This window comes from Hominenteromicrobium sp., assembly GCF_046974225.1.
In the GTDB taxonomy this organism is placed as follows: domain Bacteria; phylum Bacillota; class Clostridia; order Oscillospirales; family Acutalibacteraceae; genus Hominenteromicrobium; species Hominenteromicrobium mulieris.
Genome location: NZ_JBKWAE010000005.1, coordinates 111,134 through 131,338, shown reverse-complemented (window position 1 = coordinate 131,338; position 20,205 = coordinate 111,134). Strand labels below are relative to the sequence as shown.

Below are 20,205 nucleotides of genomic sequence, written 5' to 3'. Positions count from 1 at the left end.
TCTAACCTCCACACAGTATGCTACCAAAAATTTCCTTTGTTGTCAACCGGAAACGGTATTCATTTTTTAAATATCTGTCATCTATTTTTAATATTCTATGATTTTTTCTCAAAAGGAGACCACTATGCAGAAAGTTTTATCCGTTTTTGGCTGTTTTGTGCTGATTTTTGCACTGTGCACGGGGTGTTCCCGCACGCCACAAGCCGAAAAAAAGACATTCTACGCCATGAACACCACCATGGAATTTACCGTATACAGCAGCGCTTCGCTCGTTGACGACGCGGAGGCGCTGATAAACAGTCTTGAAGACGAGCTTTCTGTGACGAAAGACACAAGCGAGATCGCGCAGATCAACCAAAACGGCTCTGGTACCGTTACGGGCAGCACCGCCGACCTGATGGGAAAGGCACTTGCGATGTGCAGCCGCACAAACGGCACACTGGATATTTCCGTTTACCCCATTGTGCGCGCATGGGGCTTTACGACCGGCAGCTACAAGGTGCCGAGCGAGGAGGAGCTCACCTCCCTTTTGCCGCTGGTCGATTACACGAATGTGCAGTACGATGAAGTCACCGGCGAAGTGATCTTGCCTGCAGGCATGGAAATCGACCTCGGCAGCATTGCAAAGGGCTATGCCGGTCAACAGGCAGCGGAACTTCTGCGCGAAAAGGGCGTCACCTCCGCACTTTTGAATCTCGGAGGCAACGTGCAGACCATCGGCAGCAAGCCGGACGGCGGCGCATGGCAAATTGCCGTGAAAAACCCTCACAATAAAGAGCCCATGATGGTGGTCTCCGTGCGCGACAAAGCCGTTGTCACATCCGGCGGATACGAACGTTATTTTGAACAGGGCGGCAAGACCTATTGGCACATTATGGATCCGAAGACCGGACGTCCGGCAGACAGCGGCCTGCTTGCCGTGACGGTCATCGGCGAGGACGGCGCGGTGTGCGACGGGCTTTCCACCTCGCTTTTTGTGATGGGCTTAGAAAAAGCCGCTGCTCTCTGGGCAGAAAGCAGCGACTTTGAAGCGATTTTCATTGCAGCGGACGGCACGGTCTACATTACGGACGGACTGAAAGAGGATTTTTCCCTGCTTTCCGACTATGCCGATACCACGGTGCAGGTCATTACGCGGTAAAAAACTTATGCAAAATCGACCTTTAAGCCGCTGCATAAAATTTCAAGCTCGTCCATTTCGATGCAGTGCGGAAACGTGTTATGCCGCACACCGTCGATGCACGCATCTAAATTCATCCATAAAACATGGTCTACCTCGGCGGGGTCGATGTTAAAAGCGCTTTCATCTGCGTCGAACCAAAGGTAGAACACCTTCGAGACCTGACGGTCGTGAAACAGCTTGCCGCAAAACTCGCCGTCATACACCACGCGGCGCGTGCCGCAGTACACAAAGTCTTCCGCTTTCGCGTGCACGCCAAGCTCCTCGAAAAGCTCGCGAATTGCCGACGATTTCGTTTTCACGCTTATCCACGCTTTCCGTGATAACCCTTATGGGCAGGAAGTTCGTGGCGCACCTTCATCCGGCTGGGGCTTTCGCCCCCAATCAGGAATGTACCTGTTGAATGTGTATTCGGTTTTCAAGGTTCACGAGGGAATTCGTTTTGTCCCTCAATAGGTAGGCAGCGAGAAGGCTCATTTATAGACCCCCTAAACGAAAAAATTTCAAAAATTTTTTTGGGAATGAAAAAAACCGCTGATTTCGTAGTGAAACCAGCGGCTTGATTTGCGGTGTATTTAACTGAAAATGGGCAAAAAAATAACGGTCACACAATCCAAATGGACTGTGTGACCGTATTTATATCGGTTGTTTTGCCTACGCTACTGCGTCAACTTTTTACTGGCGCGGATTGCGGATGGCAGCCTGCGCCGCAGCAAGACGAGCGATCGGTACACGGAACGGAGAGCAGGAAACGTAGGTGAGGCCAACGTTGTGGCAGAACTCGACGGAAGTCGGGTCGCCGCCGTGCTCGCCGCAGATACCAAGCTTGATGTCCGGGCGGGTGGACTTACCGAGCTCGCAAGCCATCTTAACGAGCTTGCCTACGCCAATCTGGTCGAGCTTTGCGAACGGATCGTTCTCGTAGATCTTCTTATCATAGTAAGCGCCGAGGAACTTGCCTGCGTCGTCACGGCTGAAGCCGAAGGTCATCTGAGTAAGGTCGTTCGTACCGAAGGAGAAGTACTCTGCTTCCTTCGCGATCTCGTCAGCCGTCAGAGCAGCTCTCGGGATCTCGATCATGGTGCCGACCTTGTAGGTCATGGAAGAGCCTGCCTCTGCGATGAGCTTATCAGCCGTTGCAGTGACAACGCCCTTAACGTATGCCAGCTCCTTGACTTCGCCAACGAGCGGGATCATGATTTCCGGAACGATGTTCCAATCCGGGTGCTTAGCGGAGACATTCAGCGCAGCCTTGATAACTGCGGAGGTCTGCATCTCTGCGATTTCCGGATAGGTGACAGCCAGACGGCAGCCACGGTGACCCATCATCGGGTTGAACTCGTGGAGGCCGGCGATGATTGCCTTAACCTGCTCGACAGTCTTGCCGGTGGACTTAGCCAGCAGCTCGATGTCAGCTTCTTCGGTCGGAACGAACTCATGCAGCGGCGGATCGAGGAAACGGATGTTAACCGGCTCGCCTTCCATGGTCTCGTAGAGCTTCTCAAAGTCGCCCTGCTGCATCGGCTCGAGCTTAGCAAGGGCAGCTTTTCTGCCTTCGACGGTGTCAGCGCAGATCATCTCGCGGATAGCTGCGATTCTGTCCGGATCGAAGAACATGTGCTCGGTACGGCAGAGGCCGATGCCTTCTGCGCCGAGGCGCTTTGCATCGATAGCGTTCTGCGGGGTATCGGCATTCGTACGAACCTTCATCTGACGGAACTTGTCCGCGAGACCCATAATGCGGCCGAAGTCGCCGGAATCGACGGAAGCCGGAACGGTCGGGATGAGGCCGTCATAGATGTTGCCGGTGGAGCCATCGATGGAGATGCAGTCGCCCTCGTGGTAGGTCTTACCAGCGAGCTCGAACTTCTTGTTCTCTTCATCCATGGTGATAGCGGAGCAACCGGAAACACAGCAGGTGCCCATGCCACGCGCAACAACAGCTGCGTGGGAGGTCATGCCGCCGCGAACGGTGAGGATGCCCTGTGCAGCCTTCATGCCTTCGATGTCCTCCGGGGAGGTCTCAAGGCGAACGAGGACGACCTTTTCGCCCTTCTCGTTCCAAACCTTTGCATCTTCAGCGGTGAAGACGATCTTGCCGCAAGCAGCACCGGGAGATGCAGCCAGAGCCTTAGCGACCGGGGTAGCAGCCTTAAGAGCCTTAACGTCGAACTGCGGGTGCAGCAGAGCGTCGAGGTTTCTCGGCTCGATCATGAGAACAGCCTGCTTCTCGTCGATCATGCCTTCGTCGATGAGGTCGCAAGCGATCTTCAGAGCAGCAGCCGGCGTTCTCTTGCCGTTACGGGTCTGGAGCATGTAGAGGTGCTTGTCCTCGATGGTGAACTCCATGTCCTGCATGTCTCTGTAATGATTTTCAAGGGTGTTGCAGATGCCTACGAACTGCTCGTAAACTTCCGGCATGACTTCCTTGAGCTGGTCGATGTGCTGCGGGGTGCGGACACCTGCAACAACGTCTTCGCCCTGTGCGTTCATGAGGAACTCACCGGTGAGAACCTTTTCGCCGGTGGACGGGTTACGGGTAAACGCAACGCCGGTGCCGGAGGTCTCGCCCATGTTGCCGAATGCCATCATCTGCACGTTAACAGCGGTACCCCAGGAATACGGGATATCGTTGTCGCGGCGGTAGACGTTTGCACGCGGGTTGTCCCAGGAACGGAAAACAGCCTTGATAGCGCCCATGAGCTGTTCCTTCGGATCGTACGGGAAGTCCTCGCCGATCTTTTCCTTATACTCAGCCTTAAACTGATTTGCGAGCTCCTTCAGGTCGTCAGCGGTCAGCTCAACGTCCTGCGTTACGCCCTTCTTAACCTTCATCGCGTCGATGAGCTGCTCGAAGTACTTCTTGCCGACTTCCATAACGACGTCGGAATACATCTGGATAAATCTTCTGTAGCAGTCATAAGCCCAGCGCGGGTTGCCGGACTTCTTAGCCATAACTTCAACAACGTCCTCGTTGAGGCCGAGGTTGAGGATGGTATCCATCATGCCAGGCATGGATGCGCGTGCACCGGAACGGACGGAAACGAGAAGCGGGTTCTCCTGATCGCCGAACTTCTTGCCGGTGATCTGCTCCATCTTTTCAATGTACTCCATAATTTCAGCCTGGATCTCATCGTTGATGCGGCGGCCGTCTTCGTAATACTGGGTGCAGGCTTCGGTGGAAATGGTGAAGCCCTGCGGAACGGGCAGGCCGAGGTTCGTCATCTCAGCAAGGTTTGCGCCCTTACCGCCGAGAAGCTCGCGCATGCTCGCGTTGCCTTCTGTGAACAAATAGACATACTTTTTGCTCATTGGAAACTACCTCCTTGAAAATTTACACGGTTAAACCGAGTATTAACTGATTTTTTTCAGCGAAAAAGGCGTAAAAAACTTATCCACTGTTTCGCCGCACTCTATTATACCAAATATATTTGCGAATTTCCATACCTTTTTTCGAGAAATCGTCTGTTTTCGGAAATTTTTCGCAGAATTTTTCTTTTAGACAGATTTTTGCGCCGCAAAACGATTTTTTAAGGCGGGTTTTCCCGCGTTTTCGGACAAAATAGGCTTGCAAAACCCTTTTGCGGGTGGCATAATATAATATATTTGAAAAGCGGGCATGCCCGCAAAAACACACACGCAGAGAAAAGCGCAGCGGCGAAGGGTCTCCCCCTTTCGGCGGCTGTGCGGCTTCTGCGTGCCTTTCGGCATTCCCGAAAACGGGCGGTGCGAAAAAGAAGACAAAAACATTGATGTAAAAAGGAACATTCCATGAAGCTTTTTTCTAAAAACGATCAAACTTCGGGCGGCGCGGACTGGCTGATCGTGGGACTCGGCAACCCGGGCCCGAAATATGAGATGACACGCCACAACGCCGGCTTTTTAATGCTGGACGCCATCGCGGAGCACTTTAACATTGAGGTGCGCCGCGTGAAATTCAAGGGCCTTTACGGCAAGGGCACCATTGCGGGACAGAGCGCCGTACTTTTAAAGCCCTCCACCTTTATGAATTTGAGCGGACAGTCCGTAACGGAAGCGATGAGCTTTTTCCACATTCCGCCGGAGCGCACGCTGATTGTATTCGACGACATTTCGCTTGACGTTGGGCGCATGCGCATCCGCTTAAAGGGCAGTGCAGGCGGGCACAACGGCATGAAGAATATCATTTATCTGAGCGGCAGCGACCTGTTCCCGCGCATGAAGATCGGTGTAGGCAGCAAGCCCGAAGGTTGGGACCTTGCGGACTGGGTACTCTCCCGCTTTACAAATGACGAGATGAAAACGCTAAAAACCGTTTCCGAAAACGTAACGAGCGCCGTGGAGCTGCTCCTCTCCGGCGCGCCGGACAAGGCGATGAACCGCTATAATTCCTGAGCGGCTCCCCGAAAGGAACACTACTATGCGTATGAATTTTTTGAATGACGCGCTCGGGCGCGTGCCGGAATACCGCGCGATCGAAAACGCTGTGCGGCAGCGCAAGACGCCGGTGGCCGTGACGGGTTTGGCTTCCATCCACAAAGCAAATATTCTGCACACGCTGCTTTCTGCCATGTCGAAAAAAGCGCTGTTTATTGCGGGCGACGAAGCGGAAGCGACGCGTATGCTGGAAGACCTGAACGCGATGGGCGTGACTTCTGCGTTTTACCCCCTGCGCGATTTCAGCCTGCGCGACACGGAGGGCAGCTCGCATGAATATGAGCGCCAGCGCATCGAAGCACTGACGCTGCTGCAAACCGGGCAGTGCACCTGCATTGTGACGACGATCGACGCGGCATTGCAGTATGTTCTGCCGCCAAAAAAGCTGAAAGAGCGCACGGTGAAGCTCTCTGCCGGACAAGAAATTTCGGTGGATGAGATTGTGCGGGCGCTGGTGCGCTGTGGCTATGTGCGCGCCGATCAGATTGACGGCACGGGTCAGTTTGCGCGCCGCGGCGGCATTGTGGACTTCTACTCCCCCGGCGGAAAAGCACCGGTGCGTGTGGAATTCTGGGGCGACGAGATCGACACCATCTCGTATTTTGACGCGGAGACGCAGCGCCGCACCGACCAGATCACGGAGGTGACCATCTCCCCTGCCGTGGAGGTCGTGCCGGACAGCATGAGTATCCTTGCAAAAAAACTCGAGGCACATGCAAAAACGCTGCGCGGCAAGGCGGCGCCTGCCGCAAAGGAAGTGCTGCTGCGCGAGGCGGATAAACTGAAAAACGACCTGCACATTGGGTGCATGGACAAATATTACACGTTCGTTTACGAGACAGTCGCAACGCTGTTCGATTATTTTGACACGGATGCGCTGCTGGTGTTCTCCGAAGGCTCGAAACTAAAGGAACGCATGCGCACGACGCTGTGGCAGTGGGGTGAGGACGTACGCGGACTGCTCGCGGAGGGCGTGCTGTGCCGCGGGCTTGACATGTATACCGAGACGTATGAATACGCCTTAAAGCGTGCGGAGGACACGGCGAGCGTTTATATGGACGCGTTTGCACGCGGCTCTTACGACACGCCGACAAAGGCGCTTGTGAACATGACGGTGCGGCAGCTTTCCGTTTGGGGCGGCAGCACGCAGCTTTTGGCCGAAGACCTGACGGCTGCGCTGCACAACCGGCATGCCTGTGCTGTTTTAGCCGGCACGGAGCGCGCCGCGATGAACGTGGCGGCAGATTTAAAGGCCGCCGGACTGCCTGCGGGCTATTTTGAGAGCCTTTCCGCCATCACGCCGGGCACGGTAGCCGTTGTGGCGGGTACGCTTTCCGCAGGCTTTGAATACCCGAACGCGAAATTTACGCTCATCACGCACGGGCGCATGAGCGCGGGCAGCCAGCCGAAAGCGAAAAAAAAGGACAAAAACAGCAAGGCCGTTTACAGCCTTGCCGAGCTGACCCCCGGCGATTATGTAGTGCACGCAACGCACGGCATCGGCATTTTTGAGGGCATCCACAAAATCGACATGCAGGGCATCACGAAGGACTACATCAAGCTGCGGTACGCAAAAAACGACACCTTATATGTGCCGGTGACACAGCTCGATTTAGTTGCGAAATATATCGGTCCGCGTGAGGACTCCGGCGTAAAGCTGCACCGCCTTGGCGGCACGGAATGGCAGAAATCGAAAGCGCGCGTACGCGCCGCCGTAAAGGACATCGCAAAGGAGCTTATTGTTTTATACGCTCAACGCATGAAGCAGAAGGGCTTTGCGTTCCCCGAAGACAACGAATGGCAGCACGATTTTGAGGCGCACTTTGAATACAACGAAACGGACGACCAGCTGCGCTGCATCAACGAGATTAAAAACGACATGGAGCGTGAAGCGCCGATGGACAGACTGCTGTGCGGCGATGTGGGCTTCGGCAAGACGGAAGTTGCCTTGCGCGCGGCGTTTAAGTGCATCACCGCCGGCAAGCAGTGCGCCATCTTGGTGCCGACGACGATTTTGGCGTGGCAGCACTACCAGACCGTTTTAAAGCGTATGGAGGGCTTCCCCGTGGATGTGGAGCTGCTCTCCCGCTTCCGCACGCCGCGTCAGCAGGACGAAATTCTGAGAAAGCTGAGACGCGGCAGCATTGACCTCATCGTCGGCACACACCGACTGGTCTCGAAAGACGTGCAGTTTAAAGACCTCGGCCTTGTCATCATCGACGAGGAGCAGCGCTTCGGCGTGCAGCAGAAAGAACGGCTGAAAGACGTGTGTAAATCTGCCGATATTCTGACGCTTTCCGCAACGCCGATCCCGCGCACCTTGAACATGGCGCTTTCCGGTATACGCGATATGTCCGTCATTGAAGAAGCGCCGCACGACCGTCACCCGGTGCAGACATACGTGATGGAATATGACCCGGGCGTCATCTCCGACGCCATCAAAAAAGAACTGCGCCGCGGCGGGCAGGTGTATTACCTGCACAACGACGTAGCATCGATTGAGCGCGTGGCGGCGGGTATTCGCGAGCGCGTGCCGGAGGCGAGGATCGGCATCGGCCACGGCAAAATGAGCGAGCAGGAGCTCTCCGAAGTCTGGCGGCGTTTGATGGAGCATGAAATTGACGTGCTCGTCTGCACGACGATCATTGAGACGGGCGTGGACGTGCCAAACGCGAACACCCTGATCATCGACAACGCCGACCGCATGGGACTTTCGCAGCTGCACCAGCTGCGCGGACGCGTGGGCCGCAGCACCCGCCGCGCTTACGCGTACTTTACGTTTACACGCGGCAAGGTTTTGAGTGAGATTTCGCAGAAGCGTTTGGCGGCGATACGCGAATTTACGGAGTTCGGCTCCGGCTTTAAGATTGCGATGCGCGACCTCGAGATTCGCGGCGCAGGCAATATCCTCGGCGGTGAGCAGCACGGGCACATGGAAAGCGTGGGCTATGACATGTACTTGAAGCTCTTAAACGAAGCTGTGGCCATGATGAAAGGCGAAGCGCCCGAGAACCCCGTGGAGGAATGCACCGTGGACATGCAGGTGCAGGCGCATATCCCGGAAAGCTACATCGATTCCACCGCGCTGCGTTTGGACGTTTACCGCCGCATCGCAGACATTAAAACGTATGAGGATTCGAGCGATGTTGTGGATGAGCTCATTGACCGCTTCGGCGAGCCGCCCGAAAGCGTTTATGGGCTTATCGACATTGCTTTGCTGCGCAACCGCGCGACACAGCTTGGCATTACGGAAGTCAAGCAGCAGGCAAACGCGCTTCTGCTCTACAAAGATAAGTTTGACATGGAGCGCGTGAAGCGCCTGATTCAAGGTATGCCGAACAAGGTGATGCTCTCCGCCGGCAGCCGCCCGTACATCAGCGTGGCGCTGGGCGGCAAGGCGCCGCTCACCGTTTTGGAGGACGTTTTGAAAGTTCTCTGCGGCGATGAGGACGCGAAAGCGCCGAAACCCGCTACAAAATAACTGGACATTTTGCCGTATCGGCGGTATAATGAACAACAGCAAACCTTTGTGGGCATTTTGTCCGCAATATTTAAGAAAGGTACGGAACAAACACCATGAAAAGAATCGCAAAGATTACCGTGGCGCTGCTTTTGGCCGTTGCCATGTGCTTCAGCCTTGCGGGCTGCTACGATGAGGATCTGAACTGGTCCGCAAAGTACGACGACACCGAGCTGCCTGCCGGCGCATACATTTACTACCTCTCCATTGCGTACAATGAAGCGGCTTCCAAGGTCTCTACCGAAGACGAGGTCTTGAAGTGCGAAATCGACGGCACGCCGGCCGAGACGTGGATCAAAAACCGCGCGGATGAGTATGTGAACCAGTATTTCTATATTCAGAACGAAATGAAGCGTCTGGGCCTTGAAATGACCGACGAGGATTACAGCACATGCCTCCAGACCACCGAGAGCTACTGGAACTACTTCGGCACGAGCTTTGAAAAGTTCGGCATCGCAAAAACCTCCTTTGACATTGCGTATTCCCAGTATAACAGAATGTACCTTAAGGTCTTCAACGCGCTGTACGGCGAGGGCGGCGAAAACGAAGTGCCGGAAAGCGAGCTGCGCCAGCACATTGAGGACGATTACTACGACTACGAGTATTTCTCTGCGCCGCTGACGAAGACGGATGATGACAATAAATCTGTTGACCTGACCGACGAGGAAAAGGCCGACCTCAAGGAGACACTGGAAAAATACAAGACGAAGATCGAATCCGGTGCAATGACCGTAAACGACGCTGCAACGGACTATGCGCTCAAAGTACAGCAGGACTCCACCTACCAGACCGGCATCAAGGACGAAAACGGTATGCAGTCAAGCTACATGCCGGACGCGTTCATCTCTGCGATTAAGGAGATGAACGAAGGCGACGTGGAGGTCGTGGAATCGACAAAGTACATGATCGTTCTGCACCGTCTGCCGATCAAGGAGGACGAAGACACGCTGCTGGAGAGCAGTGACAACCGCTCGCAGCTTTTGCTTGAGCTGAAGAATACCGAATACGCCGATGCTGTCAGTGCGGCTGCACAGAGCTTTGAGGGCGTGGAATGGAACCAGAAGGTACTGAACCGCTACAAGCCCTCTATGTTTGCGGATGCCACGAAGAACGGCACGTCTTCCGTCGCTTCCGAAAGCGGCGACGAAAGCGCTTCTTCCGAGGAGAGCAGTGCGGAATCTTCCGAAACTTCTTCCGAGACGAGTGAGACTTCTTCTGAATCTTCCGCTGAGTAAATCACAAAATAAAGGCAGCATGGGTATTGCTTCATGCTGCCTTTTTGCTTACAAAATTTTTTAAAAGGGGACAAGACTATGGACTTTTGGAAACGGGCACAGGAACTGAAAGACGAGATCACCCAAAACCGCAGACATATTCATCAGAGCGCCGAGGTGGGGTTGAACCTACCGAACACAAAGGCGTTTGTGATGGAAAAGCTGCGCGAATACGGCCTAAAGCCGACAGAATGCGGACATGGCGTGACAGCGACACTCGGCAAGCCCGGTAAAACGCTTTTGCTGCGCGCCGACATGGACGCGCTGCCGATGCCAGAGGAGAGCGGCGAGCCGTTTGCCTGCCCCACCGGCGAAACGGCTCATGCCTGCGGACACGATATGCACACGGCGATGCTGCTGACGGCGGCGAAAATGCTGAAAGAAAACGAAGACGCGCTTTGCGGCACGGTGAAATTGATGTTCCAGCCCGCGGAGGAGACATTCGAAGGCGCGCACGATATGCTGGAAAACGGATTGCTTGAAAACCCGCCGGTCGATGCGGCGCTCGCGTACCACGTGGCGGCAGGCAAATCGCCCGTAGGCTTTGTGATGTATAACGACTCGGGCGTGATGATGGCATCCGTAGACGGATTTGAGATTACGGTTCACGGGCACGGCTCGCACGGTGCAAACCCGAACCTTGCCATTGACCCCATCAACGTAGGCGTGCACATTCATCTCGCCTTGCAGGAGCTCATCGCGCGCGAAAGCGACCCGACAAAGACGTGCGTTTTGACAATCGGGCAGTTTATGGCCGGAACCGCTGCGAACATCATCCCGGACACGGCCGTGCTGCGCGGCACCATTCGCACGAACGACAAAAAGGCCCGCGCACTGCTTGTACGCCGCATGCGCGAGACGGCGGAGCGCACGGCTGCCGTGTATAACGCGACAGTGGAGATCAGGACGCTTTCCGAAGTGTGCCCGCTCGTGTGCGACAAATCGGTGACGGACGACATGCTGCGCTACATGGGCGCGCTGAACATTCCGAACTTTACGCCGTACGGCGGCATTTCGGCGACAGGCTCCGAGGACTTTGCCCTTGTGGCCGAACGTGTGCCGAGCGCAATGATGTACCTTGGCGCGGGCTACATGGACGAGCGCGGACAGTACACCGCGCACAACCCGAAGGTCGTCTTCAACGAGGGCGTCCTCCCCATCGGCGCGGCGTGCATGGCGCATTGCGCGGTGGAGTGGCTTAAAGAGAACGCGTAATAACAGGAAGCTAAAAATCCCGTTCACTTTTGAACAGAACCAGTAAAACAGGACAATAGACAAAATCCCCCCTGATGTAGGATAATAAGTACATCAGGGGGGATTCATTATGAGCAAACGAAGATACACCAATATGCAGGTTCTACTACCGACCATAGAAAAGATGTTAGAATCAGGGAAGAACCACAGGGAAATCGAAGCGGAACTTGGCTTGGAGGGAGACCGTCCGGTTCACAATCTGCTGAAGCGGCAACGCAAAAAAGCCGCCAAGGGTGCGCCGAAGTTTCGTGGCAGGAAGCCTGCAAAGACGCTGCAGGAATATAAGTATGAGAATAAGCGGCTCAAGATGGAAGTGAAATTACTGCAGGATTTTCTGCAGTCCACAGAAAGGAAGTGAGGCCAAAGGCAAAGTACGCCGTCATTCACCGTCACCGGGGAGAATACCCAATATCTGTTATGTGCAAATTCTTCGGGGTATCCAGAAGTGGTTACTACTGCTTTAAAAAGCGTCTGGGAGAGACGGATCGCGATGCTGTTGTGGCAAAGGAAATCGAGGAATGTCAGCGCAGGACAGATAAGACCTATGGCTATCGACGTGTATGGAAGTGGTTAAAAGGCAGAAATATTCAAAGAGATCCGAAGACTGTGCTCAGAATCATGAAAAAATATGGATTATTGTCTGAGGTTCGCCGACGCCGCCAATGGGTAAATCTTGGTCAGCAGGTACACAAATACGAAAATCTGTTGAACAGACAGTTCCGGGCGGTCAGGCCAAACGAGAAATGGGTCACGGACATTTCTTACATCCACACAAAAGAAGGCATTTTATATCTGTCCATGATCCGAGATCTGTATGACAACAGTATTGTGGCCTACAAGACTGCAAGTCGGCAGACTGTGAATCTTGTTCTGGACACGATTCGTCTGGCAATGAAGAAAGAGAAAGTCGCTGCGGAGTTGCAGCTCCACAGCGACCAAGGCTTTCAATACACATCGCAAGCATACTTCAAGCTAACACAATCTTACGGCATAACGCCGTCCATGTCAAGGAAAGGAAATCCTTATGACAATGCCATGGCAGAAAATTTCTTCTCCATTCTGAAAACAGAGTGCATCTACCGCCACAAGCCAAAGACGTTCCAAGAAGCAAACGAACTGATCGACAGGTATATTTACTTCTATAACCACGAACGCATCCAAACAAAAACGGGAGTGGCACCGCTGTCGCTGCGCCACTCCGCTTAAAACTCAATATCCTACATGGGGGCTTTTAGTGCTGTCCGCATAATCTGGTGCGGTTCAATTTCGGTGAACGGGATTTTTAGCTTGTCGAAAACAGCTGCTTTGGAATTCAATCGATAATGGCTTTGACGAGCCGGGACCAATGCTCCGGGTAGCAGGCTAAAAGCTCTTCGTGCTGCATATTTTGTTCGTGCAGGACGGTTTTGGTTTTGTTTATTAAATACCCTCGCCGCGTTTTGCACGGTGGATGACGTGGTAATACATGGGAATGAGGAAGCTATCGGCTAAGATCCATGCGATCGGGCCGGAGAAGCAGGCGGCGTTGAAGCCGAACAGCGGCACGAGGAACAGACCCACGCCGCCGCGGGCGATCATCTCGAACACGCCGGCAAAGAGCGCGAGGCGGCTGTACCCCATGCCCTGAATGGTAAGGCGCAGCACATTGACAAATGTCAGCGGGATCATAAAAAGGCCACTGCACACAAGATACCAATAGGCAGAGTTGATAATGGCGGTCTCACCGGCATCGACAAACAGAAGAAGCATCCATTTGCCGAGGAACACGATGATGAGCAGTGCCAGAACGGAATAGATGATGCCGACGATGTTGCAGGCTTTGACGCCCTGCCCAATACGGTCAATTTTACGCGCACCGATGTTCTGCCCGCTGTATGTAGACATGGTAACGCCCATGGCATCATAAGCGCAGGCGAAGAACATATAGAGCCTGCTGCCCGCTGTGATGCTGGCGACGACCGTAGAGCCGAGGGAGTTAACGGATGCCTGTAAAATAACGCTGCCAATAGCCGTGATAGACGTCTGCAATGCCATGGGCAGACCCATGCTTAAAAGGCGCTTGATGCACGGCACGTTGATTTTGAAATCCTCGCGGGTCATTTTGAGGACTTCATAATGCTTGCTCACATAGAGGAGACATACAACGCCGCCGATGAGTTGTGAAGCGACCGTTGCGACCGCCGCGCCTGCGACGCCCATGGGGATGAAAACAACGAGGACGATATCGAGCACAATATTGATGATGGACGCGATGACGAGGATGACAACCGGCGTGCGGCTGTCGCCGATAGCGCGCTGGATGCCGGCAAGCATATTATAGAGGAACGTTGCGGGGATACCGGCAAAAATGACAACAAGGTACGCGTAAGCGTCGTCGATGATATCCGCCGGCGTGCCCATGAGCTCTAAGATATTGCGGCAGAAAATGACCGTGAGCACCGTTAAGACGAAGCCGAAACCGACGCACAGCCATACGGCGTTGCCGATGAAGCGGCGAAGCTCTTTATAATCCCTGCTGCCGAAGCGCTGCGCCACCGGGATGGCAAAGCCGCTGCAAAGACCAAGGCAGAAGCCGATGATGAGGAACGTGATGGAGCCGGTGGAGCCAACGGCTGCAAGCGGCCCCGTGCCAAGCACACGCCCGACGATCATGGTATCGACCATGGAATAGAACTGCTGGAACAAATTGCCGAAAAGCAGCGGGATGGAGAACCCGAGGATAAGCTTCATGGGCGAACCGCTCGTCATTTCTTTTGTCATACTGAAAATTTCACACCTTTACGGGAAAAATAACATTCAAAGATTTCTCATACAGTTTACCACCGCAAGCGGGGTTTGTATATCCCGTAAAAACAGAAAAAAGGACAGCATGCGCCATCCTTTTTTTATGAAAAATTATAAAGGCTGTTTTATCAAAGAAATTACATCTTTGCAATCTTGTCTGCCCACTCGAGAACCTTCTTGGTGTCTGCGTCGGTCGGCATGCCCTTCTTGAAGAGGCCGCCCTTGACAGCGATGCCCAGAGGCTCACCGTAGGTCTCGACGCCGTTCTTCTTCATCGTATCGATGATGGAAGAAAGACCGTCCGTGTTACCGTTGCTGTTCAGAACATAGAATGCGACACCCTTTGCTCTGGTGGGGTTGAGATCCTTGCAGAAGTGATCGACTGCGCCCGGGAGCTTGCCGTTCATTTCAACGCCGATAAAAACGACCTTCTCGCCCTCGCACGGGTATGCCGGGGGGATCTGGTCACATACGCACTGCATAACTCTGCCGATTTCGGATGCGATCGGCTGTACGTTGCCGCTCTTGGAAAAGTGAAGGGACTTTGCTTTCATTTTGACTGCCTCCTGTAAGTTCGCGGGCCGCACCGGCCCGTTATCCATATTAAGTGATTATTTCTATTATAACACGGATTCAAAAAAAATCATAAACAGAATGTGAATTTTTGTAAGAAACTTGTAAGAGAACGTGCGGGTTACACAAAGAAAAAGATCCATTTATGGACGGAATGTTAAAAAGCAGACGAATTCGTCAAAACGTCTATTTTATTATCGATATGAAAGCACTTTTTCGAGAAAACTCCTGTAAAATCTCTTGTAAAATTCCGCAAATAATATTATAATGGAAGCGTATTATGTTATGACCTACGGCGCAAAAAGCAGGTCTTTACCCCTTTTGCCGCCGCTCTTTGAAAATAATGAAGCAGGAGGTGATTTTTTGGCAAAAGAAGCTCTGGACGCCGTAAAGGATGCGGAGCAGAAGGCCGCCGGCATTCTGGACACGGCCGCTGCACGCTGCACCGCCATTCGGCAGGACGCCGCACAAAAGGCGGACAAGCTGAAGACGGAGCGCATGCAGAAAGCAAAAGCGGACCTTGCAGCCGCAAAACAAAGCGCAGAGACGGCCGCTGCGGCCGAACAACGCACAGCGCAGCAGAAAACTGCCGCACTGGCGGAGGATATCCGCAAAAAAGCGCAGCAAAACAGCGCGAACGTAATCCGCGCTATCCGCGAGGCCATCACCGGCTGACGCGGCGCCAACACGAAAGGAGGGGATCCCCCTATGGCGGTAATGCCTATGAAGCGCATCAGCATTTATGCGCTCAAGAACCGTCGTAAACAGATCCTGGAACTGATCCAGCGGCGCGGCGTCGTGGAAATCGATGACCGCAAAGCGGATGAAACGGTTTTTGCCAAGATGGATACCGTCCCGGCAAAATCAAGATTTGAAAACAATGCAGCCGCGCTGCAATCGGCGTTAGACGCGCTCGATAAACTGGAGCCGCCCGAAAAAAGCCTCTTCGCGTCTCTGAACGGACGCGACGCGATACCGCTTTCCAAATATCAGGAAACGGCTGACGGTGCGGGCGAGCTTTTAAAAATTGCCTCGCGCATCAACACGCTGTGGAAAAAGTGTGCGGACAACCGCGCGGAAATTCTCCGCTTGCAGACACAAATCCGTGCGCTGGAGCCGTGGATGAAGCTGGATATTTCCATGCGCACCATCAGCACGCCGACAACCTCCGTGTTCACGGGGTCGTTCCCGGTGGAATACACGGAAGAAACGCTGCGGGCGAAAATCGCCGAAGGCGCGCCGGACGTGGACGGTGTGGTCGTAGAGATTTTGAGCGCTTCCCCGCAGCAGACATGCGCGTTTTTGATGTGCCACATCTCGCAGGGATTAAAGCTTGAAACCTACCTGCGTTCCATCGGGTTTACGTATCCGGCGGAGCCGAGCAAGGTACCGCCCGCAGAGCGCGTGGACATCCTGAACGGACGCATTGCGGCGCTGCAAAAAGAGATCGATGAAAACGAAGCGGAAATTCGCACACATAAAAACCGACGCGAAGACCTGCTTTACACCATCGATTACTTTACGATGCGCACCGAGAAATACGATGTTTTGGGCCGCTTATGGCAGAGCCCGCACGTGTTTCTCATTACGGGATACATTCCGGCAGAGAACGCCGAGGCGCTTAAGGCGGAGCTCACGACCACGCAGGAAGCCTACGTGGAGCTGTGCGACCCGAGTGACGCGGACGATGTGCCCGTGAAGCTCAAAAACAACAAGTTTGCTGCCCCGGTCGAGGGCGTACTGGAAAGCTACAGCATGCCGGGCAAGCATGAAATCGACCCAAGCGGCATCATGGCGGTCTTCTATTACTTTCTCTTCGGCATGATGCTTTCCGATGCGGGCTACGGACTTGTGATGGTCCTTGGCTGCGGCATCATCTTACACAAGTTCAAAAACATGGAAGAAGGTCTGCGCAAGACGCTGACGATGTTCCTCTATTGCGGTATTTCCACGATATTCTGGGGCATTTTATTCGGCAGCTTCTTCGGTGACGCGATCACCGTTATCGCAAAGACATTCTTCAACACCGATATCGTGATACCACCCTTGTGGTTCACGCCGGTCGATGAACCGATGCGGCTGTTGCTGTTCTCGTTCCTCGTCGGCATCATCCACCTGTTCGCCGGCCTCGGCGCACAGTTCTACCAGCTTGCAAAACAGGGCAAGTGGCTGGACGCGATCTATGACGTTGTGTTCTGGTATCTGCTCGTCGGCGGCGCGATTATTTATCTGCTTTCCATGCAGATGTTCGCCGACATGGTGGCGCTTTCCTTTACGCTGCCGGCATCGGTGGGCACCGCGGGCATTATTGCGGCAGGCATCGGCGCGGTAGGCATTGTGCTCACTTCGGGCCGCAGCTCCAAGAGCATCGGCAAGCGCTTCTTAAAAGGTCTTTACGGGCTGTACGGTGTTTCGAGCTATTTAAGCGATATTCTCTCTTACTCGAGACTTTTGGCTCTCGGCCTTGCAACCGGCGTTATCGCTTCGGTCTTCAATCAGATGGGCGCCATGCCCGGCAACAACCCGCTCGGCGTGATTATCTTTATTTTCGCCTTTGTAGTGGGACACACGCTGAATATCGGCATCAATGTGCTCGGCGCGTATGTGCACACGAACCGCTTACAGTTTGTTGAGTTCTTCGGCAAATTCTTTGAGGGCGGCGGACGCAAATTCGCACCGTTCACCACCAAAACCAAATATTTCAAAATTACGGAGGAAAAGTAACATGGATAAGTTCGATATCAACTCTCTCGGCATTGTTCTCGCGCTTGTCGGCGCAGTTCTGGCAGCACTTCTCGGCGGCATCGGTTCCGCCATCGGCGTAGGCATGACCGGTCAGGCAGCCGCAGGCGTCGTTTCGGAAAATCCCCCGCTGTTCGGTAAAGTCCTTATTCTTCAGCTTCTGCCGGGTACGCAGGGCATCTACGGCCTGCTCATCGCCTTCCTCACGCTGACGAACATCGGCGTTCTGGGCGGTAGCGCAGACATCTCCTTTGCAAAGGGCCTTCTCTATCTTGCAGCCTGCATGCCGATGGCCGTGATCGGTCTCATCTCCGCAAAGCAGCAGGCAAAGGCAGCCGTTTCTTCCATCGCACTCGTTGCAAAGCGCCCGGATCAGTTCGGTAAAGCCATGATCTTCCCGGCCATGGTTGAGACCTACGCGGTTCTGGCTCTGCTCGTTTCCCTGCTGGCTGTTGCAAACATCGGCGGCATCGCCATCTGATGATCCACTCCCAAAAATCCAAAAAAGAAAGGAAGAGGATCGATCCATGGCAACAGGACTGGACAGAATTATAGAACAGATCCTTGCGGATGCCGAAGCGAAAGCGGCGGAACAGGTTGCCGCTGCGGAAGAAGAAGCAAAAAAGACGCTTGCGGACGCGACCGCCGAGGCAGAGCAGAAAGCAAATGTCCTGCTTGCGGACAGTGAAAAGGTCGGCGCGGACATTAAAGCCCGTGCGGCTTCGACCGCGGAATTCACACGCCGCCGCACCGTGCTTGCCGCAAAGCAAAACGCCATTCGCGATGTAATCGCGGCGGCACAGAAAGAGCTGCACGATCTGCCGGATGACGAATACTTCAGCGTGCTTTTAAAGCTTGCGCAGAAAAACGCGCTGCCGGGCGATGCTGAAATGCAGTTAAACGAAAAAGACCTTGCGCGCATGCCGCAGGATTTTTCGGCGCAGCTGAAAATGGCTGTGCCCGGGACGAACATCACCGTATCGAACACGCCGTGCAATATCCCGGACGGTTTCCTGCTCGTTTACGGCGGCATCGACGTGAACTGCACGTTCGCTTCGCTGTTTGAGGCCGCCGGAGACACATTGCAGGACCTTGCGGGCGGCATGCTCTTTCGCTGAGCCGCCGGCAGAAAAGGTGGTTTAACGAATGGAACAGGAATACATCTATGCTGTGGCGCGCATTAAAGCGCGGGAGCTTTCGCTTTTGACGCAGCAGGATCTGGACAGGCTGATGGCGTGCAAAACGCCGGCAGAGTGCTTCCGTGCACTGGCCGATAAGGGCTGGGGCGCTGGCGGCGAAACCTCTGCCGAGGCGATTTTTGCCGCCGAGGAGGAGAAAACATGGGCGCTCATGCACGAGCTGCTGCCCGACCTCACGCCGTTCAGCGTACTGCTGTATCCCATAGACTTCAACAATATGAAAGCGGCGGTGAAGTGCACCGTCACAAACGCGGAGCCGCACAACGTGTTTATGTCCGGCGGCACCGTGGAGCCGGAAAAAATGCAGCAGGCGGTCAGAGAAAACGACTTCTCCCTTCTGCCGGACTTTATGGCGGAAGCCGCAAAGAAGGCGACGGACGCGCTGCTTACCACGCGCGACGGTCAGCGATGCGACATCATTTTAGACCGCGCATGCCTCACAGCGATCCACAAGACCGGTAAAGAGAGCAAAAACGCGCTGATTACGGCGTTTTCCGAGTTTAAGGTGGCGGCGGCGGACATTAAAATCGCGGCACGCGCTTTGCACACCGGCAAAAGCCGTGCGTTTTTGGAAGAAAGCCTCGCCCCGTGCGATACGCTGGATTTGGAAGAGCTCATTGACGCGGCGTCGAAAGACACGGACACGTTTTACGCGTACCTTTCCCGTACGGACTATGCCGACGGCGTAAAGGCGCTGAAGGACGGCTTCTCCGCGTTTGAAAAATGGTGTGACGACCGCCAGACGGCGCTTGTAAAAGAAATCAGCCGCCAGGATTACTTTACGGTGGCGCCGCTGCTCGGGTATGTTACGGCGCGCCAAAACGAGATTTCTACCGTGCGCATTATTATTTCCGGCAAGCAGAACAACCTGCCGGATGAGCGCATCCGTGCACGTTTGAGAGATCTGTAAAGAAAGAGGGAAACGAAATGTACAGAGCAGCAGTCATCGGAGACCGCGACAGCATTTACGGCTTTGCCGCGCTCGGTCTGGAGGTCTTTCCCGTGACGGATTCGGAGATGGGCTCCAAAACGCTGCGCCGCTTAGCGGAGGGCGAATACGCCGTGATCTACATTACGGAAGCGCTTGCCGCCGAGCTGGAGCACGAGCTAGACCACTTCCGCCTGCAGCCGCTGCCCGCCATCATCCCGATTCCCGGCGTTACGGGCAACACGGGCATGGGCATTAAAATGGTTAAAAAATCCGTGGAGCAGGCAGTCGGCTCCGATATTATCTTTAACGACAACGATTAACGAAACGGGTGA

17 protein-coding genes are annotated in these 20,205 nt (G+C 54.3%); 13 read left to right on the top strand and 4 right to left on the bottom strand.

The genetic code is table 11. The annotated features are described in order from the left end of the window. Positions 1-124: 124 nt before the first annotated feature. Positions 125-1,141 (top strand): FAD:protein FMN transferase, encoded by a 1,017-nt coding sequence (locus tag ACLTX1_RS05695; protein ID WP_308449999.1) that lies wholly within the window; start codon positions 125-127, stop codon positions 1,139-1,141. Positions 1,142-1,146: 5 nt separating this feature from the next. Here ACLTX1_RS05695 and ACLTX1_RS05690 read toward each other — a convergent pair whose 3' ends face one another. Next, complete coding sequence (locus tag ACLTX1_RS05690) at positions 1,147-1,482, bottom strand: NUDIX domain-containing protein (RefSeq protein ID WP_308449998.1); 336 nt, start codon at positions 1,480-1,482, stop codon at positions 1,147-1,149. Positions 1,483-1,855: 373 nt separating this feature from the next. Continuing rightward, complete coding sequence (gene ppdK, locus ACLTX1_RS05685; protein ID WP_412330597.1) at positions 1,856-4,492, bottom strand: pyruvate, phosphate dikinase; 2,637 nt, start codon at positions 4,490-4,492, stop codon at positions 1,856-1,858. 459 nt (positions 4,493-4,951) lie between these two features. Here ppdK and pth point away from each other — a divergent pair, with 459 nt between their 5' ends. The 6 genes from pth to ACLTX1_RS05655 all read left to right on the top strand — a co-directional run bounded on the left by pth (position 4,952) and on the right by ACLTX1_RS05655 (position 12,850). Continuing rightward, positions 4,952-5,554 (top strand): aminoacyl-tRNA hydrolase, encoded by a 603-nt coding sequence (gene pth, locus ACLTX1_RS05680; protein ID WP_308449996.1) that lies wholly within the window; start codon positions 4,952-4,954, stop codon positions 5,552-5,554. A gap of 25 nt (positions 5,555-5,579) precedes the next feature. Further along, positions 5,580-9,077 (top strand): transcription-repair coupling factor, encoded by a 3,498-nt coding sequence (gene mfd, locus ACLTX1_RS05675; protein WP_308449995.1) that lies wholly within the window; start codon positions 5,580-5,582, stop codon positions 9,075-9,077. A 95-nt stretch (positions 9,078-9,172) separates the two neighbouring features. Then, a complete protein-coding gene (locus ACLTX1_RS05670) occupies positions 9,173-10,351 on the top strand; it encodes a hypothetical protein (RefSeq protein WP_308449994.1) in 1,179 nt (392 codons plus the stop codon). Between the two features lie 78 nt (positions 10,352-10,429). Beyond that, positions 10,430-11,605 carry a M20 family metallopeptidase gene (locus ACLTX1_RS05665; protein WP_308449993.1) on the top strand — a complete coding sequence of 392 codons (1,176 nt, stop codon included), beginning with the start codon at positions 10,430-10,432 and terminating at the stop codon, positions 11,603-11,605. A gap of 109 nt (positions 11,606-11,714) precedes the next feature. Next, the gene (locus tag ACLTX1_RS05660) at positions 11,715-12,002 is read left to right on the top strand and encodes an imidazolonepropionase (protein ID WP_395507467.1); all 288 of its coding nucleotides are present in this window, start codon (positions 11,715-11,717) and stop codon (positions 12,000-12,002) included. Then, the gene (locus ACLTX1_RS05655) at positions 11,999-12,850 is read left to right on the top strand and encodes an IS3 family transposase (protein ID WP_395507468.1); all 852 of its coding nucleotides are present in this window, start codon (positions 11,999-12,001) and stop codon (positions 12,848-12,850) included. The genes ACLTX1_RS05660 and ACLTX1_RS05655 overlap by 4 nt, the downstream gene beginning before the upstream one ends. 213 nt (positions 12,851-13,063) lie before the next feature. Here ACLTX1_RS05655 and ACLTX1_RS05650 read toward each other — a convergent pair whose 3' ends face one another. Both ACLTX1_RS05650 and ACLTX1_RS05645 read right to left on the bottom strand, forming a co-directional pair. After that, positions 13,064-14,404 carry an MATE family efflux transporter gene (locus ACLTX1_RS05650; protein WP_412330596.1) on the bottom strand — a complete coding sequence of 447 codons (1,341 nt, stop codon included), beginning with the start codon at positions 14,402-14,404 and terminating at the stop codon, positions 13,064-13,066. 161 nt (positions 14,405-14,565) lie between these two features. Beyond that, the gene (locus tag ACLTX1_RS05645; RefSeq protein WP_176821146.1) at positions 14,566-14,982 is read right to left on the bottom strand and encodes a hypothetical protein; all 417 of its coding nucleotides are present in this window, start codon (positions 14,980-14,982) and stop codon (positions 14,566-14,568) included. A 382-nt stretch (positions 14,983-15,364) separates the two neighbouring features. Here ACLTX1_RS05645 and ACLTX1_RS05640 point away from each other — a divergent pair, with 382 nt between their 5' ends. The 6 genes from ACLTX1_RS05640 to ACLTX1_RS05615 are packed head-to-tail and all read left to right on the top strand — an operon-like array spanning position 15,365 to position 20,193. Beyond that, positions 15,365-15,676 carry a hypothetical protein gene (locus tag ACLTX1_RS05640; RefSeq protein ID WP_308449865.1) on the top strand — a complete coding sequence of 104 codons (312 nt, stop codon included), beginning with the start codon at positions 15,365-15,367 and terminating at the stop codon, positions 15,674-15,676. Positions 15,677-15,709: 33 nt separating this feature from the next. After that, complete coding sequence (locus tag ACLTX1_RS05635) at positions 15,710-17,725, top strand: V-type ATP synthase subunit I (RefSeq protein WP_412330595.1); 2,016 nt, start codon at positions 15,710-15,712, stop codon at positions 17,723-17,725. Between the two features lies 1 nt (position 17,726). Further along, complete coding sequence (locus ACLTX1_RS05630) at positions 17,727-18,224, top strand: V-type ATP synthase subunit K (protein WP_176821143.1); 498 nt, start codon at positions 17,727-17,729, stop codon at positions 18,222-18,224. A 46-nt stretch (positions 18,225-18,270) separates the two neighbouring features. After that, positions 18,271-18,861, top strand: coding sequence for a V-type ATP synthase subunit E (locus ACLTX1_RS05625; RefSeq protein ID WP_412330594.1), 591 nt, complete (start codon positions 18,271-18,273; stop codon positions 18,859-18,861). Positions 18,862-18,889: 28 nt separating this feature from the next. Continuing rightward, positions 18,890-19,852, top strand: coding sequence for a V-type ATPase subunit (locus tag ACLTX1_RS05620; protein WP_176821141.1), 963 nt, complete (start codon positions 18,890-18,892; stop codon positions 19,850-19,852). A 17-nt stretch (positions 19,853-19,869) separates the two neighbouring features. Further along, on the top strand, positions 19,870-20,193 hold the full coding sequence (locus tag ACLTX1_RS05615) for a V-type ATP synthase subunit F (protein ID WP_176821140.1): 324 nt from the start codon (positions 19,870-19,872) through the stop codon (positions 20,191-20,193). The last annotated feature ends 12 nt before the right edge of the window (positions 20,194-20,205 follow it).

Coding starts and splice junctions, on each gene's coding strand:
- ACLTX1_RS05695 (WP_308449999.1), top strand. CDS start 125: ATGCAGAAAGTTTTATCCGTTTTTGGCTGTTTTGTGCTGATTTTTGCA.
- ppdK (WP_412330597.1), bottom strand. CDS start 4,492: ATGAGCAAAAAGTATGTCTATTTGTTCACAGAAGGCAACGCGAGCATG.
- pth (WP_308449996.1), top strand. CDS start 4,952: ATGAAGCTTTTTTCTAAAAACGATCAAACTTCGGGCGGCGCGGACTGG.
- mfd (WP_308449995.1), top strand. CDS start 5,580: ATGCGTATGAATTTTTTGAATGACGCGCTCGGGCGCGTGCCGGAATAC.
- ACLTX1_RS05670 (WP_308449994.1), top strand. CDS start 9,173: ATGAAAAGAATCGCAAAGATTACCGTGGCGCTGCTTTTGGCCGTTGCC.
- ACLTX1_RS05665 (WP_308449993.1), top strand. CDS start 10,430: ATGGACTTTTGGAAACGGGCACAGGAACTGAAAGACGAGATCACCCAA.
- ACLTX1_RS05660 (WP_395507467.1), top strand. CDS start 11,715: ATGAGCAAACGAAGATACACCAATATGCAGGTTCTACTACCGACCATA.
- ACLTX1_RS05650 (WP_412330596.1), bottom strand. CDS start 14,404: ATGACAAAAGAAATGACGAGCGGTTCGCCCATGAAGCTTATCCTCGGG.
- ACLTX1_RS05645 (WP_176821146.1), bottom strand. CDS start 14,982: ATGAAAGCAAAGTCCCTTCACTTTTCCAAGAGCGGCAACGTACAGCCG.
- ACLTX1_RS05635 (WP_412330595.1), top strand. CDS start 15,710: ATGGCGGTAATGCCTATGAAGCGCATCAGCATTTATGCGCTCAAGAAC.
- ACLTX1_RS05630 (WP_176821143.1), top strand. CDS start 17,727: ATGGATAAGTTCGATATCAACTCTCTCGGCATTGTTCTCGCGCTTGTC.
- ACLTX1_RS05625 (WP_412330594.1), top strand. CDS start 18,271: ATGGCAACAGGACTGGACAGAATTATAGAACAGATCCTTGCGGATGCC.
- ACLTX1_RS05620 (WP_176821141.1), top strand. CDS start 18,890: ATGGAACAGGAATACATCTATGCTGTGGCGCGCATTAAAGCGCGGGAG.
- ACLTX1_RS05615 (WP_176821140.1), top strand. CDS start 19,870: ATGTACAGAGCAGCAGTCATCGGAGACCGCGACAGCATTTACGGCTTT.